Source organism: Pseudomonas sp. HMSC066A08 (assembly GCF_001813025.1).
GTDB classification, from domain to species: Bacteria; Pseudomonadota; Gammaproteobacteria; order Pseudomonadales; family Pseudomonadaceae; genus Pseudomonas; species Pseudomonas aeruginosa.
On sequence record NZ_KV811324.1, the window covers coordinates 89,268 to 103,310 of the forward strand.

At 68.0% G+C, this 14,043-nt stretch carries 15 protein-coding genes and 1 other RNA gene; 6 read left to right on the plus strand and 10 right to left on the minus strand.

Annotated elements, in window-relative coordinates:
- Positions 1-23: 23 nt before the first annotated feature.
- From gcvH to HMPREF2886_RS21505, 5 genes are all read right to left on the minus strand, one after another.
- Positions 24-413 carry a glycine cleavage system protein GcvH gene (gene gcvH, locus HMPREF2886_RS21485; RefSeq protein WP_033976991.1) on the minus strand — a complete coding sequence of 130 codons (390 nt, stop codon included), beginning with the start codon at positions 411-413 and terminating at the stop codon, positions 24-26.
- Positions 414-459: 46 nt separating this feature from the next.
- On the minus strand, positions 460-1,542 hold the full coding sequence (gene gcvT / locus HMPREF2886_RS21490; protein WP_033973371.1) for a glycine cleavage system aminomethyltransferase GcvT: 1,083 nt from the start codon (positions 1,540-1,542) through the stop codon (positions 460-462).
- Between the two features lie 150 nt (positions 1,543-1,692).
- A complete protein-coding gene (locus HMPREF2886_RS21495; RefSeq protein ID WP_070748324.1) occupies positions 1,693-3,312 on the minus strand; it encodes an ABC transporter permease in 1,620 nt (539 codons plus the stop codon).
- Between the two features lie 67 nt (positions 3,313-3,379).
- A complete protein-coding gene (locus HMPREF2886_RS21500) occupies positions 3,380-4,378 on the minus strand; it encodes an extracellular solute-binding protein (RefSeq protein ID WP_033976960.1) in 999 nt (332 codons plus the stop codon).
- Between the two features lie 67 nt (positions 4,379-4,445).
- Positions 4,446-5,360, minus strand: a complete 915-nt coding sequence (locus tag HMPREF2886_RS21505; RefSeq protein WP_033973367.1) for a LysR family transcriptional regulator — start codon at positions 5,358-5,360, stop codon at positions 4,446-4,448.
- A 96-nt stretch (positions 5,361-5,456) separates the two neighbouring features.
- On the opposite strand from HMPREF2886_RS21505, the gene HMPREF2886_RS21510 reads away from it, so the two are divergent.
- Both HMPREF2886_RS21510 and HMPREF2886_RS21515 read left to right on the plus strand, forming a co-directional pair.
- On the plus strand, positions 5,457-6,650 hold the full coding sequence (locus HMPREF2886_RS21510; protein WP_033976961.1) for an MFS transporter: 1,194 nt from the start codon (positions 5,457-5,459) through the stop codon (positions 6,648-6,650).
- Between the two features lie 38 nt (positions 6,651-6,688).
- Positions 6,689-7,510, plus strand: a complete 822-nt coding sequence (locus HMPREF2886_RS21515) for a hypothetical protein (RefSeq protein WP_033973363.1) — start codon at positions 6,689-6,691, stop codon at positions 7,508-7,510.
- Positions 7,511-7,548: 38 nt separating this feature from the next.
- Here HMPREF2886_RS21515 and HMPREF2886_RS21520 read toward each other — a convergent pair whose 3' ends face one another.
- The 5 genes from HMPREF2886_RS21520 to HMPREF2886_RS21540 are packed head-to-tail and all read right to left on the minus strand — an operon-like array spanning position 7,549 to position 12,372.
- Complete coding sequence (locus HMPREF2886_RS21520) at positions 7,549-8,766, minus strand: 2-octaprenyl-3-methyl-6-methoxy-1,4-benzoquinol hydroxylase (protein ID WP_070748326.1); 1,218 nt, start codon at positions 8,764-8,766, stop codon at positions 7,549-7,551.
- Between the two features lie 28 nt (positions 8,767-8,794).
- A complete protein-coding gene (locus HMPREF2886_RS21525) occupies positions 8,795-9,277 on the minus strand; it encodes a hotdog fold domain-containing protein (protein WP_033973362.1) in 483 nt (160 codons plus the stop codon).
- A 4-nt stretch (positions 9,278-9,281) separates the two neighbouring features.
- Positions 9,282-10,466 carry a 2-octaprenyl-6-methoxyphenyl hydroxylase gene (gene ubiH / locus HMPREF2886_RS21530; protein ID WP_003096305.1) on the minus strand — a complete coding sequence of 395 codons (1,185 nt, stop codon included), beginning with the start codon at positions 10,464-10,466 and terminating at the stop codon, positions 9,282-9,284.
- Positions 10,467-10,473: 7 nt separating this feature from the next.
- Positions 10,474-11,808 carry a Xaa-Pro aminopeptidase gene (gene pepP, locus HMPREF2886_RS21535; RefSeq protein ID WP_003096308.1) on the minus strand — a complete coding sequence of 445 codons (1,335 nt, stop codon included), beginning with the start codon at positions 11,806-11,808 and terminating at the stop codon, positions 10,474-10,476.
- Positions 11,809-11,817: 9 nt separating this feature from the next.
- A complete protein-coding gene (locus HMPREF2886_RS21540; RefSeq protein WP_033973426.1) occupies positions 11,818-12,372 on the minus strand; it encodes a YecA/YgfB family protein in 555 nt (184 codons plus the stop codon).
- 188 nt (positions 12,373-12,560) lie between these two features.
- Here HMPREF2886_RS21540 and HMPREF2886_RS21545 point away from each other — a divergent pair, with 188 nt between their 5' ends.
- From HMPREF2886_RS21545 to HMPREF2886_RS21560, 4 genes are all read left to right on the plus strand, one after another.
- Positions 12,561-12,770: a TIGR02449 family protein gene (locus HMPREF2886_RS21545; protein WP_039027746.1), complete on the plus strand. Its 210-nt coding sequence runs from the start codon at positions 12,561-12,563 to the stop codon at positions 12,768-12,770.
- A complete protein-coding gene (locus HMPREF2886_RS21550) occupies positions 12,767-13,081 on the plus strand; it encodes a cell division protein ZapA (RefSeq protein WP_003096316.1) in 315 nt (104 codons plus the stop codon). Before HMPREF2886_RS21545 ends, HMPREF2886_RS21550 begins: the two co-directional genes overlap by 4 nt.
- 33 nt (positions 13,082-13,114) lie before the next feature.
- Positions 13,115-13,293: non-coding RNA, 6S RNA (gene ssrS, locus HMPREF2886_RS21555), on the plus strand.
- Positions 13,294-13,302: 9 nt separating this feature from the next.
- Positions 13,303-13,914 (plus strand): 5-formyltetrahydrofolate cyclo-ligase, encoded by a 612-nt coding sequence (locus HMPREF2886_RS21560; protein WP_033973359.1) that lies wholly within the window; start codon positions 13,303-13,305, stop codon positions 13,912-13,914.
- Positions 13,915-14,043 lie beyond the last annotated feature (129 nt).

Consider the following 14,043-nt stretch of genomic DNA (forward strand, 5'->3'; position numbering starts at 1 on the left):
TTTTGTCGCGACTACGCGGCGGCTCAGCCTTCCGCGTCGACGGCGGCCTGGTAGCCAGCGGCGTCGAGCAGCTTGTCCAGCTCGGACGGATTGCTCGGCTTGAGCTTGAAGAACCAGGACGCGTACGGATCGTTGTTGACGTCTTCCGGGGTGTCGGCCAGGGCTTCGTTGATGGCGATGACTTCGCCGCCGATCGGCGAATAGATGTCGGAGGCGGCCTTCACCGACTCGACCACGCCCGCTTCCTGGCCGGCGGCGAGGGTCTTGCCCAGCTCCGGCAGCTCGATGAAGACCACATCGCCAAGGGCTTCCTGGGCATGGTCGGAAATGCCCACGGTAACGCTGCCGTCGGCTTCCAGGCGAGCCCATTCGTGGCTCTGGGCGTAACGCAGTTCGGCGGGAATATTGCTCATCTTGTTTTCCTCGAAGTCGGGGGCGACGGCGGTCGCCATTGCCAGGTTAGATCAGGGGCTTGCCGTGACGCACGAAACTGGGCTGGACCACCCGCACCGGGTACCACTTGCCGCGGATTTCCACCTCGGCGCGGTCGCCGGTGGCGGCCGGCACGCGGGCCAGCGCGATGGACTTGTTCAGGGTAGGCGAAAAGCTGCCGCTGGTGATCTCCCCCTCACCAATGCCAGCTACCCGCACCACCTGGTGGGCGCGCAGCACGCCACGCTCCTCCAGAACCAGGCCGACCAGCTTCGGCTGGTCGCCGGCGGCCTTCTGCGCTTCCAGCGCGCGGCGGCCGACGAAGTCCCGCGCAACCGGCTCCCAGGCTACGGTCCAGCCCATGTTGGCGGCAAGCGGGGAAACGCTTTCGTCCATGTCCTGGCCGTAGAGATTGAGCCCGGCCTCCAGGCGCAGCGTATCGCGCGCCCCCAGGCCCGCCGGGGAGATCCCGGCACCAACCAGCTCGTTGAGGAAGCCCGGTGCCTCGGCGGCCGGCAGCATGATTTCCAGGCCGTCCTCGCCGGTGTAGCCGGTGCGAGCGATGAACCAGTCGCCCTCGGCACGGCCCTGGAACGGCTTGAGTTCGCGTATCAGCGCGGCGCGTGCCGGGGATACCAGTTCGGAGCTGTGCACGCGGGCGTTGGGGCCCTGGATGGCGAGCATCGCCAGGTCGCCGCGTTCCTGCAGGTCGACCTTGAAGCCGGCGGCCTGCGCCTGCATCCAGGCGATGTCCTTGTCGCGGGTGGAAGCATTGACCACCACCCGGTAGCCGTTCTCGGTCAGGTAGACGATCAGGTCGTCGACCACCCCGCCGTCTTCGTTGAGCATCGCGCTGTAGAGCGCCTTGCCGGTCTCGCCGAGACGCGCCACGTCGTTCGCCAGGAGATGCTGGAGATAGGCCGTGGCCTGCTCGCCGGCGACGTCGACCACGGTCATGTGGGACACGTCGAAGACACCGCAGTCACGCCGGACCTGATGGTGCTCCTCGACCTGCGAACCGTAGTGCAGCGGCATGTCCCAACCGCCGAAATCGACCATCTTGGCGCCGAGCGCGACGTGCAGCTCGTAAAGCGGGGTGCGCAATCCCATGGGTATTCTCCTTCCGGGCGTAGCGGGTGCCGTCGGCAGGGACCGCCGGCACGAAATCGCGCGCATTGTAGCCGCAAGCCCCGGAGCAGGACACCATGGAAGCGTGCCGCAATCCGTGCATAGACCCTACGACCTGCATGGATACTGGGCTCAGCGATCGGAATGATGGGCAGAACGACGAATCAACCCGACCACCGGTAGCAGGCCGACCAGCACCAGGGTCAGGGCCGGCAGCGAGGCGCGCGCCCATTCGCCCTCGCTGGTCATCTCGAAGATCCGTACGGCCAGGGTGTCCCAACCGAAGGGACGCATCAGCAGGGTCGCCGGCATCTCCTTGAGCACGTCGACGAAGACCAACAGCGCGGCGCTCAGCGAGGCCGGCAGCAACAGCGGCAGGTAGACCCGCAGGAACAGCAGCGGGCCGCCCACGCCGAGGCTGCGCGAGGCTTCCGGCAGCGACGGGCGGATCCGCGCCAGCCCGCTTTCCAGCGGCCCGTAGGCCACCGCCATGAAACGGATCAGGTAGGCCAGCAGCAGGGCGAACAGACTGCCCAGCAGCAGCGGCTTGCCGGCGCCGCCGAGGGCGCTGGAAAGCGGGATCACCCAGTGATTGTCCAGCCAACTGAAGGCCAGCATGATCGAAACCGCCAGGACCGAGCCCGGCAGCGCATAACCGAGGTTGCCCAGGCCCACCGCGCCGCGGATAGCACGGGTCGGCGCCAGGCGCACGGCGAAGGCCAGCAGCAGGGCCACGGCGACCGTCGCCAGCGCGGCGATGCCGCCCAGCGTCAGGGTATGGCCGATCAGGTCCCAGTAGCGCTCGTCGAGGTCGAAACGGCCCTGATGCCAGAACCAGACAACCAGTTGCGCCACGGGAATCACGAAGGCGCAGAGGAACACCAGCCCGCACCAGGCGCTCGCCGCCAGCGCCCTGGCGCCGCGCAGGCGGTACAGCGGCGCGCCGCGCGGACGCTCGCTGGCGGCCCTGGCCCTGCCCCGCGTGTGGCGCTCGCCGAGCAGCACCAGGCATACCCCGAGCAACAGCAGGCTGGCCAGCTGGGCGGCGCTGGAGAGGCTGTAGAAGCCGTACCAGGTCTTGTAGATGGCGGTGGTGAAGGTGTCGAAGTTGAACACCGATACCGCGCCGAAGTCGGCCAGGGTTTCCATCACCGCCAGCGCCAGGCCGGCACCGATCGCCGGGCGCGCCATCGGCAGGGCGACCCGCAGGAACGCCTGCCAGGGCGACAGGCCGAGGCCCCGCGCGGCTTCCATCAGGCCCTTGCCCTGGGCGACGAAGGCGCTGCGCGCGAGCAGGTAGACATAGGGATAGAACACCAGCACCAGAACCAGGATCACCCCGCCGGTGGAGCGTACGCGCGGCAACCGCAGGCCGCTGCCGAACCACTCGCGCAGCAGGCTCTGCACCGGTCCGGCGAAATCCAGCAGGCCGACGAAGACGAACGCCAGGACGTAGGCCGGGATCGCGAACGGCAACATCAGCGCCCAGTCCAGCCAGCGCCGCCCGGGGAATTCGCAGAGGCTGGTGAGCCAGGCCAGGCTGACCCCGAGCAGGGTCACGCCGATGCCGACGCCGAGCACCAGGGTCAGGGTGTTGCCGAGCAGGCGCGGCAACTGGGTATCCCACAGGTGGCTCCAGATTTCCCGGTCGATCTCCAGCCAGCTCAGCAGCAGCACGCTGAGCGGCAGCAGGACCAGCGCGGCAACGGTGAAGGTAATGGGGTACCAGCGGCGGGGAGCGGGATGGGCCACGAAATCCTCGGTGCGGAACGAACGACGCCCCGCTCGGACGAGCCGGGGCGCCGAGTATAACCGGCGGTCAGTTCCAGCCGGCGCGGTCCATCATGCGAATCGCCTCGGCCTGGCGCTTGCCGGCGACTTCCACCGGGATGCTGTCGGCCTTGAAGTTGCCCCAGCTGGCGACTTCGGCTGACGGCGCGACCTGCGGGTTGGCCGGGAATTCCTGGTTGATCCCGGCGAACAGCGCCTGGGCATCGGGCCCGGTCATCCATTCCACCAGCGCCTTGGCTGCCTCGGGATGCGGCGCGTGGCGAGTCAGGCCGATACCCGACAGGTTGACGTGGACGCCGCGGTCGGCCTGGTTCGGCCAGAACAGCTTGACCCGCAGGTTCGGGTTCTGCTTGTGCAGGCGTCCGTAGTAGTAGGTATTGACGATGCCGACGTCGCACTGGCCGGCGTCCACCGCCTGGATCACCGCATTGTCGTCGGCGAATACGTCGGTGGCCAGGTTGTTCACCCAGCCCTGGAGGATTTCCTCGGTCTTCTGCGCCCCGTGGGTCTCGATCAGGGTGCCGGTCAGCGACTGGTTGTAGACCTTCTTCGCCGTGCGCAGGCACAGGCGGCCTTCCCATTGCTTGTCGGCCAGGGCTTCGTAGGTGCTCAGCTCTTCCGGCTTGACCCGCTCGGTGGAGTAGACGATGGTCCGCGCGCGCAGCGACAGTCCGGTCCAGCTATCGGTGCTGGAACGATACTGCGAGGGAATGTTCCGTTCGATGGTGGCCGATTTGAACGGTTGCAGCAGGCCCATCTGCTCGGCCTGCCAGAGGTTGCCGGCGTCCACGGTGAGCAGCAGGTCGGCCGGGGTGTTCGCGCCTTCGGCCTTGATCCGCGCCATCAGCGGCGCTTCCTTGTCGGTGATGAACTTGACCTTCACGCCGGTCTTGCTGGTGTAGGCATCGAACACCGGCTTGATCAGCTCGTCGATGCGCGAGGAATACACCACCACTTCGTCGGCGGCCTGGGCCAGGCCGGTGATGCCCAGGGCCAGGGCGGCGAGTAGAGCTTTGCTTGCCTGCATGAAGAACAGCCTCGTCAGCGGAACGTAGGCACGAATGATAAGAAATCTCGCTTGCGAACCCGCGCGACTAAATGTGTCGGGGTGTTTCGCCTGCGTCCAGGCCACCGAGGATGGCGAGGAACGCCTCCACCGCGGTGCTGCGACCATGGCGGCGGGTGAAGACGAGGAAATCGGCCAGCGCCTCGGGCTCTGCCAGCGGGCGATAGACGACTCCGGCCCGAGCCAGCGCGGTGCTGCAACGCGGCACCAGGGCAACACCCTGGCCGGCCGCAACCAGGGCGATGATCGAGGTGATCTGGCGTCCGGCCGGTCCCCTCGTCAGCGCCAGTCCGGCCTTCCGGTAGAGGCGCTCGATCAGTTCGTTGAGGCCGGAGCCGTAGTCCAGCGGAAACAGGATCAGCGGCCGATCACGCAGATCGTACAGGTCGATCCGCTCTTGCCGCGCCAGCGGATCGCCGTTGGGCACGGCCACCACCAGCGGCTCGCCGCCCAGGGCCAGCACCTCGATGCCGACCTGGCCTTCCGGCGGCGGCAGGCGCCCCAGCCCCACATCGATGCCGCCTTCGGCGATCTGCGCCCATTGCGCCGCCGAAGCGCCTTCGAGCAGCTCCAGTTGCACCTCCGGGTGGCGCTCGCGGAACAGTCGGATCGCCTCGGTGAACAGGTCCGACAGGGCGATGGAGCTGGCGTAGCCGAGGGTCAGGTGGCCGGCCAGCCCCTGCGCCAGCTTGCGGGCGAAGCCGGCGGTGCGCTCCAGTTGGTCCAAGAGGCCGCGTGCGTAAGGCAGGAACAGGCTGCCCTCGGTGGTGAGGGTCACCGCCCGGCTGGAGCGGTCGAACAGGCGAAAACCCAGCTCTTCCTCCAGCGCGGATATCTGCCGGGTCAAGGGCGGCTGTGCCATGTGCAGGCGCTGGGCGGCGCGGCCGAAATGCAGGGTTTCGGCAACGGCTGCGAAGCAGCGCAGGCGGCGTAGGTCGAGCATGCGGTTCCTCGGTATCGATCGGTCCTGAATCGGTATTGGCCAGCCCGTCGGGAGCGCCCCTATAACAGGGGGTTTCTCGTCCAGGCAGAGCGTTCCATGAATTCGTCCCAGGGTTTCCCCCGCCTCGCGCTGTTTCTCTGCGGTTGCGCTGCGTTCCTCAATCTCTATACCACCCAGGGCATCTTCGACGAACTGGCGGCGAGCTTTCACATCAGCGCCCATCAATCGAACTGGAGCATCACCGCCACCACCCTGGCGGTGGCCCTCGCCGCGCCCTTCGTCGGCCGACTCAGCGGCGGCCGCGAGCGCAGCCGGGTGATCGCCTTCGCCGCCAGCCTGCTCTGCGTGCCCATGCTGCTGGCCGCCCATGCCGGCAGCTTCGCCGCCTTCCTGCTCTGGCGCTTCGCCGAGGGGATGCTGATTCCCCTGCTGTTCGCCAGCAGCGTGGCCTACATCGGCGAGCGCTGGAGCGGCGGCGCGGTCATCGAACTGACCAGCCTCTATGTCGCCGGGACCATCCTCGGCGGCTTCGCCGGACGCTTCCTCACCGGCCTGCTGACCGAGGAGTGGGATTGGCGCGTCGCCTTCCGGATCCTAGCCGGGCTGACCCTGCTCATCGCTGTCGCCATCCGTGCGCTGCTCCCTGCCAATTCTGGCAGGCAGGCGCCCGCACCCGGGAAACGCCCCTTAGTATCCCGTGAACTGTTCCGGGCTCCGCTGCTGTCGTCGTACGCGGTGGGGTTCTGTGTCCTCTTTTCCCAGGTCGCCATGTTCACCTATATCGGCATCCGTCTCAGCCGTCCGCCCTACAGCCTGGACACCGCTCAGCTCGGCTCGATCTACGCGGTGTTCCTCCTCGCCCTGCTGGTGATTCCCGCCAGCGGCCGCCTGGCCCGCGCCCGCCCGCACCGCCAGTTGCTGCTGGGCGCATCGCTGCTGGGCGTGTGCGGCTCGCTGCTGACCCTGGCGCCGGGCCTGCCGACGATTCTCGTCGGCCTGGCCCTCAGCGCCACCGGCGTGTTCCTCGCACAGTCCACGGTCAACGCCTTCACCGCCAGCAACGCCGGGACCGACAAGGCCGGTGCCGTCGGCCTCTACCTGACCTGCTACTACGCCGGCGGCAGCCTCGGCGCGGTGCTGCCGGCGCCATTCTGGGACCTCTGGGGCTGGCCGGGCTGCCTGGGCCTGATCCTCCTGGCCCAGTTGCTGCCGTTGCTTCTGACCCGCTACGGCTGGTCCGCACCACAGGCCGAACGCGCGGCCCTGCGCGCGTCGCAAGGAAGACCGTAACCATCGCAAGAACAACAAGAACCGACAGGAGCTTAGCCATGAACCATGTCATCACCCCCCACAGCAAGCTGCTCGGCGTCATCGAGCCGGTCCTCAACGACATGCCCGCCGGAGCCCTGCGCCATGCGCTGTTCCGGGCCTTCTGGGACGAGACGGCGTCGTTGCTGGACATCGAGGACGCCTTCGCCCGGGTCACCGCCCGGCGCCAGGCGGTCGAGCCGCTGCGCAAGTTCTTCGCCAGCTGGTCGAAGACCAACAACTCGGCGGCCAGCGTTTCCGGACTGGCCAACCGCCTGACCCTGCTGGCCCGCTCGGAACAGGGTTCGGCAGCGGCAGACCAGCTCTATCGAGCCTGCGGCAGCCTGCAACGGATCACCGACGAAGACCTCGGCGCCCTCGGCAACACCGTGCATGCCGATCTTTTCTACACCATGGCCACCACCCTTTGCGGCGACGACCGCTGGCTGCTGCGCGAGAACTGCCTGCCTTCGGCACAGGCGTTCAAGGACTGGACCGACCGCCAGCGCCTGCGCGAGCGCGACCTGATGCAGGGACTGCTGACCACGCTGGTACACGAGGTCTATACCCACGGCGAGGTGGAGTACATCCACCCGTTGTACAAGGAATGGTTCAGCCGCGACATGGGCGTACCCGCCGAACGCGCCCGCGCCACCGTGGCCTGGGTAACGGTGCACACCGGCGGCACCGAGAGCAATCACTTCGCCCACGCCACGGCGGCGGTGAACGCCTTCGTCGAGGCGATGGAAATCGAGGTGAACGAAGAAGCCGCGCGCAACCTGTTCGGGCTCTACCTGCGCAACAAGGCGCAGGTCATGCGTGACTGCGCGGCGCTGTTCTGAGGACTGGCGGCCCTCCCGTCAGGGGGGAGCCGCCCCGCTCAGACGCGTGCCAGCGCCGGCAGGTCGCCGCTGAGGCCAAGCGCCTGGCGGACGAACAGCGCCTTGGCCTCGTGATGGCCGTCGACCAGGCGCAGGCCGGCGTTGCGCAGCCAGCGCAGCGGCAACCGGTCGGCCTGGAACAGGCGCTCGAAGCCTTCCATCGCCGTCATCATGCCCAGGTTGTGCGGCATCCGCCGCCGCTCGAAGCGACTCAGCACGCGTTCGTCGGCAAGCCGTTCGCCGCGCTCCAGGGCGTGCAACAGGACCTCGGACAGCACCGCCGCATCGAGGAAGCCCAGGTTCACGCCCTGTCCGGCCAGCGGGTGGATGGTGTGCGCAGCGTCGCCGACCAGCGCCAGGCCCGGCTCGACGTACCGCTTGGCGTGCCGCTGGCGCAGCGGGATGCACAGGCGCCGGTCGGCATGCAGGATGGCGCCCAGGCGCTGTTCGAAGGCTTCGCCGAGGGCGGCGCGGAAACCATCCTCGTCCAGCGCCATCAGGCGTTCTGCCTGTTCCGGGGTGGTCGACCAGACGATCGAGCACCAGTGCTCGTCGCCGCGGTCCGGCAGGGGCAGGAAGGCCAGCGGGCCGTCGTCGGTGAAGCGCTGCCAGGCGGTTGCGCGGTGCGCGTTCTCGCAGCGCACGCTGGTGACGATGGCGTGGTGCAGGTAATCCCATTCGCGGGTGGCGCAGCCGGCCAGGCGGCGTACCGCCGAGTTGGCGCCGTCGGCGGCGACCACCAGCGGCGCGCGCAGCTGACGGCCGTCGGCCAGGGTCAGCAGCCAGTCGTCGCCGGAATGGCGCATCTGTTCCAGGCGCGCGTTGGCCAGCAGGCCGGTGGTGGAATCGTGCAGGCGCTCCAGCAGGGCGTCCTGCACCACCCGGTTCTCGACGATATGGCCGAGTACCTCGGCGTGCACGCTGGCGGCGCTGAAGCCGATCCGCCCGGTGCCGGAGCCATCCCACACCTGCATCTCGCGATAGGGCTCGGCGCGGCGCGCGACGATGCCGTCCCAGGCATGCAGGCGCTGGAGAATCCGCCGGCTGGCTTCGGACAGCGCGCTGACCCGCGACTCGTAGGGCGCCTCCGGCTTGAACGGCGCCACGTCGAGCGAGCCGCCGTCCACCAGCAGCACCTCCAGGCCGCTGCCCTCCAGGGCCAGGGCCAGGGCGCTACCGACCATGCCGGCGCCGACGATGACCAGATCCGCGTGCATATCCTCGTTCTCCACTCGTTGGCCCTCTTCAGGCCGCGTTCCGCAGGCGCGGCTTGAGCCGCACGTACAGGGTTTTCTGAACCCGCGCCACCAGGGTGCCGGCGTCGTCGCGCACTTCGGCGTGCAGCCGGGGCAGGTACTTCTCGCCGCCGGCGGTCCGCTCGCGGACCTCGTCGAGCAGCTTCTGGTCGATGCTGAAATGCGCATGCACCGGGCCCTTGCCCGGGCTGACGAACTCGATGTTGGCCGCCTTGTCCCAGACCACGTAGTCGCGGCCCAGGTTCTCCATCAGCATCAGCATGAAGAACGGGTCGGTCATCGCGTAGAGGCTGCCGCCGAACTGGGTGCCTACATAGTTGCGATTGAGCCGGTTCAGGCCCATGCGCACCCGAACCTCGCGGAAATCGCCAGCGATGTACCGCACACGGATGCCCGCCCCCAGGAAGGGCGGGTAGAGGTTCATGGCGAAGCGCAGCAGGCGGGCCTTGCGCGCCGTCGACCAGACCGGCATGGCGCTACAGCGGCCGCGCGCCGAGGCCCATGGCCTGGCGGGCGAACCAGCGCTTGGCCGGCGGCAGCAGGTCGAGCCCGAGCAGGCCGAGGTTGCGACCGGCGCCAAGCAGCGCGCGGTCGTTGGAGAACAGCCGGGTCACCCGGTCGGAGAAGCCGACGGTCATCTGCTGGTCCAGGCGCTGCCCATCGAGGTAGCGCTGCAGCACGGCGAACTCGCCCAGCGGCGCGTCGTCGTGGAGCAGGGCGTCGACCAGCGCCAGGGTGTCGCGCAACGACAGGTTGAAGCCCTGGCCGGCGATGGGGTGCAGACTGTGCGCAGCGTTGCCCAGCACCACCAGGTGCGGACGCACCTGTTCGCGGGCCTCGACCAGGTGCAAGGGATAGCAGTGTCGTGCGCCGACCTGGCGGAAGGCGCCGAGGCGGTAGCCGAAGGCAGCCTGCAGCTCGCCGAGGAAGGCCGCGTCATCGAGGCCGCGCAGGCGTTCGGCGTCCTTGCCGGGGCGGGTCCAGATCAGCGCGCAACGGTTCTCCGGCAACGGCAGCAGGGCCATCGGACCGCTGGGGGTGAAGCGCTCGAAGGCCTGCCCGAGGTGCGCCTCGGAGGGTGATACGTTGGCGATCAGCGCAGTCTGCCGGTACGGCGTCTGCTCCACGGCGATGCCGAGTTGTTCGCGCAGCCCGGAACGACCGCCATCGGCGAGGATCGCCAGCTCGCAATCGAGTTGCGTCTCGTCGTCGAGGGTAAGCCGGTAACCGCCCTCCCGGGCTTCCAGAGTCTTCACTTCGGCCGGGCAGTGCCAGCGCACCACCTCGGGGTCGAGCGCCTTCCACAGGCACTGGCCGAGCCAGGCGTTCTCCACCACGTAGCCCAGCGCCGGCACGCCTTCCTCGATGGCGGTCAGGCGGGTGGCGCCGAAGCGGCCGCGGTCGGAAACATGGATATGCAGGATCGGCTCGGCGCGCTCGGCGATCGCCGGCCACAGGCCGAGTCGCTCGTAGATCTGCCGGCTGCCGTAGGAAAGCGCCGAAGAGCGGGCGTCGTAGCTGGGCTGGTAGGCATTGCCGGGGGCGAAGGGTTCGATCAGCACGATCGACCAGCCGCGCTCCCGAGCGCCGGCCTGCAGGGCCAGCGCCAGCGAGGCGCCGACCAGGCCCCCGCCGATGATCGCCAGGTTGACCTTGCTCATCGTCACCTCAGGCTGCCTCGCTCTTGGCCGCGGCCATCAGCGCCTCGATCTCGGCGACGGTCTTCGGCACGCCGTTGGTCAGCACTTCGCAGCCATTGCGGGTGACTACCACGTCGTCCTCGATGCGTACGCCGATACCGCGCCACTTCTTCGCCACCGAGGTATTGTCCGGGGCGATGTAGATGCCCGGCTCGACGGTCATCGCCATGCCCGGTTCGAGCACCCGCCATTCGCCGCCGACGCGGTACTCGCCGACGTCGTGCACGTCCATCCCCAGCCAGTGGCCGGCGCGGTGCATGTAGAAAGCCTTGTAGGCCTCGTGGGCGATCAGCTCGTCGACGTCGCCTTCCAGCAGGCCCAGGCGCACCAGCCCGGCGGTGATGACCCGTACGGTGGCCTCATGGGCCTCGTTCCAGTGGCGACCGGGGGCGATGTAGTCGAACGCCGCCATGTTGGCTTCCAGCACCAGTTCGTAGATCGCCTTCTGCTCGGGACTGAAACGGCCATTGGCGGGGAAGGTACGGGTGATGTCGCTGGCGTAGCAGTCGATCTCGCAGCCGGCATCGATCAGGATCAGGTCGCCGTCCTTGATCGCCGCGTCGTTCTCGCGGTAGTGCAGGATGCAGGCGTTGCGTCCGGCGGCGACGATCGAGCCGTAGGCCGGCATCTTCGCCCCGCCCTTGCGGAACTCGTATTCCAGTTCGGCTTCCAGGTGGTACTCGAACAGCCCCGGCCGGCACACCTCCATCGCCCGGATGTGCGCCCGGGCGGAGACCTCGGCGGCGTAGCGCATGACCTTCACTTCGTTGGCGCTCTTGTACAGCCGCTGGTCGTGCAGCAGGTGGTCGAGGGCAACGAACTCGTTCGGCGGCTGAGCGCCCTGGCGGGCCTTGGAGCGGATAACGTTGATCCAGTCCATCAGCCGGCGGTCGAAGTCGGGATTGGCGCCAAGGGCGTAGTAGACCCGGTCGCGGCCTTCGATCAGGCCGGGCAGGATGTCGTCGATATCGCCGATGGGAAAGGCGTCGTCGGCGCCATACTGGCCGATCGCACCGTCCTGGCCGGCGCGCAGGCCGTCCCACAGTTCACGCTCCGGATCCCGCTCGCGGCAGAACAGCACGTATTCGCCGTGGGCGCGGCCGGGAATCAGCGCCATCACCGCCTCCGGCTCGGGGAAGCCGGTGAGGTACTGGAAGTCGCTGTCCTGGCGGTAGACATGCTCGACGTCGCGATTGCGGATGTACATCGGCGCCGCCGGCAGGATGGCGATGCTGTTGGGTTCCATCTGCGCCATCAGCGCCTTGCGCCGACGGGCGTACTCCGACTTGGGGATACGGATCATGCAGAAACCTCAGTGCAGTGAAGGCTTGGGAGCGGGCTCCAGCGGCTTGCCGCACTCGGCGAACAGCAGCAGCGGAGCGATCCGCAGGTATTCCATGACTTCCATATAGTCCGTCTCGCCGTCCTCGCTGTCCTCCAACTGGCCCTGGACCTGGGCGATGGCGGCCATGTCCTGCAGCACTTCCTCGGCCTCGCCGGTCAGGCTGCCTTCGCGGGCGGTGAGACCGAAGCCGGCGAGGAAACCCTGGCACCATTGGCCGAGCGCCTCGGTGCGCTGGGCGAGCGGGGTTTCGTCGTCGGGCAGGAGCATGACGACGGCGACCTCGCCGGCGGAAAAGTCCTGCCGGACCATGCCGAGCAGACCGGACAACGCGGCCTTGAGTCGTTCGCCCGGCACGCCGCCGAGCAGTTCGGCGGCGGCGTGTTGCCAGGCGGCCTCGTCGAAGCCGGCGCCGGCGCAGACCCGACCCAGCAGATGGCCGTGCAGTTCGGCCGGCGAGACCGGCATGGCCGCCTCGGCGAGAAGGGAGGAAAAGGCGCTGTAGGCGGAATTCTGAGTGGACATCTCGGGACCCTGACGGCTGGGCGCCATTGGGGCGCTACACGTGAAATGAAGATGGTTATCCTAGCACCGCCCGCCCCGGCAAGACCATGCGACCGGTTGCCGGCGCGCCGGCCCGGCCGGGGCATTGGCCCGGACCGGGGACGATCCTATATAGTTGTCCAATCACCCCAATTCCCAAGCGAGAGCCCATGGAAGACGCCGATCTGCAATTGTTGACGGCCAAGTTCGACCAGCTGCTCCAGAGGCTGGAACAGCTCAAGGCGGAGAACCGGCTGCTGCGGGCGAACGAAAAGTCCTGGCGCGAAGAGCGCGCTCATCTGATCGAAAAGAACGAAATGGCGAGACACAAGGTCGAAGCGATGATTTTGCGTCTGAAAGCCTTGGAGCAGGACACATGAGCCAGTCGAATACCCTCACCGTGCAGATTCTCGACAAGGAATACTGCATCAATTGCCCGGACGACGAGCGCGCCAACCTGGAAAGCGCCGCCCGCTACCTGGACGGCAAGATGCGCGAGATCCGCTCCAGCGGCAAAGTCATCGGCGCCGACCGGGTTGCCGTGATGGCCGCCCTCAACATCACCCACGACCTGCTGCACCGCAAGGAGCGCCTGGACCAGGAAAGCAGCTCGACCCGCGAGCGCGTGCGCGAACTGCTCGATCGCGTCGACCGCGCCCTGGCGAATCCGGCCGATGCCGGCGAAGCCTGACCCGGGCGCGGCCAATTCGGGTATACTGGCCTCCGCTCCCTGGTGTGTTGGCCAGTCGGTGATGTCCCTGAGCCGATAACTGCAACAACGGAGGTTGCCAGTTGGACCGGTGTGCATGTCCGCACGACGGAAAGCCTTAAGGTCTACTGCAACCGCCACCTTGAACTTTCGGGTTCAAGGGCTAACCCGACAGCGGCACGACCGGGGAGCTACCTTTCCACATGATCGAATCGCAAGACCTCAGCCGCCCGGCCCTGCGCCGCAAGCTCCGCCAGGCGCGCCGCGCGCTCTCCCCCCTGCAGCAACGCCTCGCCGCCCGCGCCCTCTATCGACAACTGGCGCAGCATCCCCTTTTCCGCCGTGCCCGCCATATCGCCCTGTACCTGCCCAACGACGGCGAGATCGACCCGCGTCCGCTGCTGCGTGCGGCGCAGAAGCGCGGCAAGGCCACCTACCTGCCGGTGCTGGCGCCCTGGCCGCGGACGCGCATGGTGTTCCAGCGGGTCGGCAGCGGCGAACGCTGGACCCGCAACCGCTTCCGCATCAGCGAACCGCTGGCCGACACCGGCCGCCAGCGCAAGGCCTGGGCGCTGGACCTGGTACTGCTGCCGCTGGTGGGGTTCGACGAACAGGGCGGGCGCCTGGGCATGGGCGGCGGCTTCTACGACCGCAGCCTGGCCTACCTGGCAAGGCGCAAAAATGGTCACAAACCGACGCTGATCGGCCTGGCCCATGAATGTCAGAAGGTGGATCGACTGGCGCTGGCCAGCTGGGACATTCCCCTGGCGGGAACGGTGACCGATGCGGGCTGGTACGTGGCAGGGAAACGCTAGGAAGGAGGGAGAACCCTGGGTACCGCGTTCCATGCGATACCCGGCGAGTCTTACGGCTGTTGCGTCACCTGGGCGGGCGTACTGGCCTGTCGTTCCCAGAGGCTCTGGGTATAACCGGTGGTGACGACC

Excerpts from the sequence above, each read along its gene's own strand:
- gcvH (WP_033976991.1), bottom strand. The coding sequence starts at position 413 with ATGAGCAATATTCCCGCCGAACTGCGTTACGCCCAGAGCCACGAATGG.
- gcvT (WP_033973371.1), bottom strand. The coding sequence starts at position 1,542 with ATGGGATTGCGCACCCCGCTTTACGAGCTGCACGTCGCGCTCGGCGCC.
- HMPREF2886_RS21500 (WP_033976960.1), bottom strand. The coding sequence starts at position 4,378 with ATGCAGGCAAGCAAAGCTCTACTCGCCGCCCTGGCCCTGGGCATCACC.
- HMPREF2886_RS21505 (WP_033973367.1), bottom strand. The coding sequence starts at position 5,360 with ATGCTCGACCTACGCCGCCTGCGCTGCTTCGCAGCCGTTGCCGAAACC.
- HMPREF2886_RS21510 (WP_033976961.1), top strand. The coding sequence starts at position 5,457 with ATGAATTCGTCCCAGGGTTTCCCCCGCCTCGCGCTGTTTCTCTGCGGT.
- HMPREF2886_RS21515 (WP_033973363.1), top strand. The coding sequence starts at position 6,689 with ATGAACCATGTCATCACCCCCCACAGCAAGCTGCTCGGCGTCATCGAG.
- HMPREF2886_RS21520 (WP_070748326.1), bottom strand. The coding sequence starts at position 8,766 with ATGCACGCGGATCTGGTCATCGTCGGCGCCGGCATGGTCGGTAGCGCC.
- HMPREF2886_RS21525 (WP_033973362.1), bottom strand. The coding sequence starts at position 9,277 with ATGCCGGTCTGGTCGACGGCGCGCAAGGCCCGCCTGCTGCGCTTCGCC.
- ubiH (WP_003096305.1), bottom strand. The coding sequence starts at position 10,466 with ATGAGCAAGGTCAACCTGGCGATCATCGGCGGGGGCCTGGTCGGCGCC.
- pepP (WP_003096308.1), bottom strand. The coding sequence starts at position 11,808 with ATGATCCGTATCCCCAAGTCGGAGTACGCCCGTCGGCGCAAGGCGCTG.
- HMPREF2886_RS21540 (WP_033973426.1), bottom strand. The coding sequence starts at position 12,372 with ATGTCCACTCAGAATTCCGCCTACAGCGCCTTTTCCTCCCTTCTCGCC.
- HMPREF2886_RS21545 (WP_039027746.1), top strand. The coding sequence starts at position 12,561 with ATGGAAGACGCCGATCTGCAATTGTTGACGGCCAAGTTCGACCAGCTG.
- HMPREF2886_RS21550 (WP_003096316.1), top strand. The coding sequence starts at position 12,767 with ATGAGCCAGTCGAATACCCTCACCGTGCAGATTCTCGACAAGGAATAC.
- HMPREF2886_RS21560 (WP_033973359.1), top strand. The coding sequence starts at position 13,303 with ATGATCGAATCGCAAGACCTCAGCCGCCCGGCCCTGCGCCGCAAGCTC.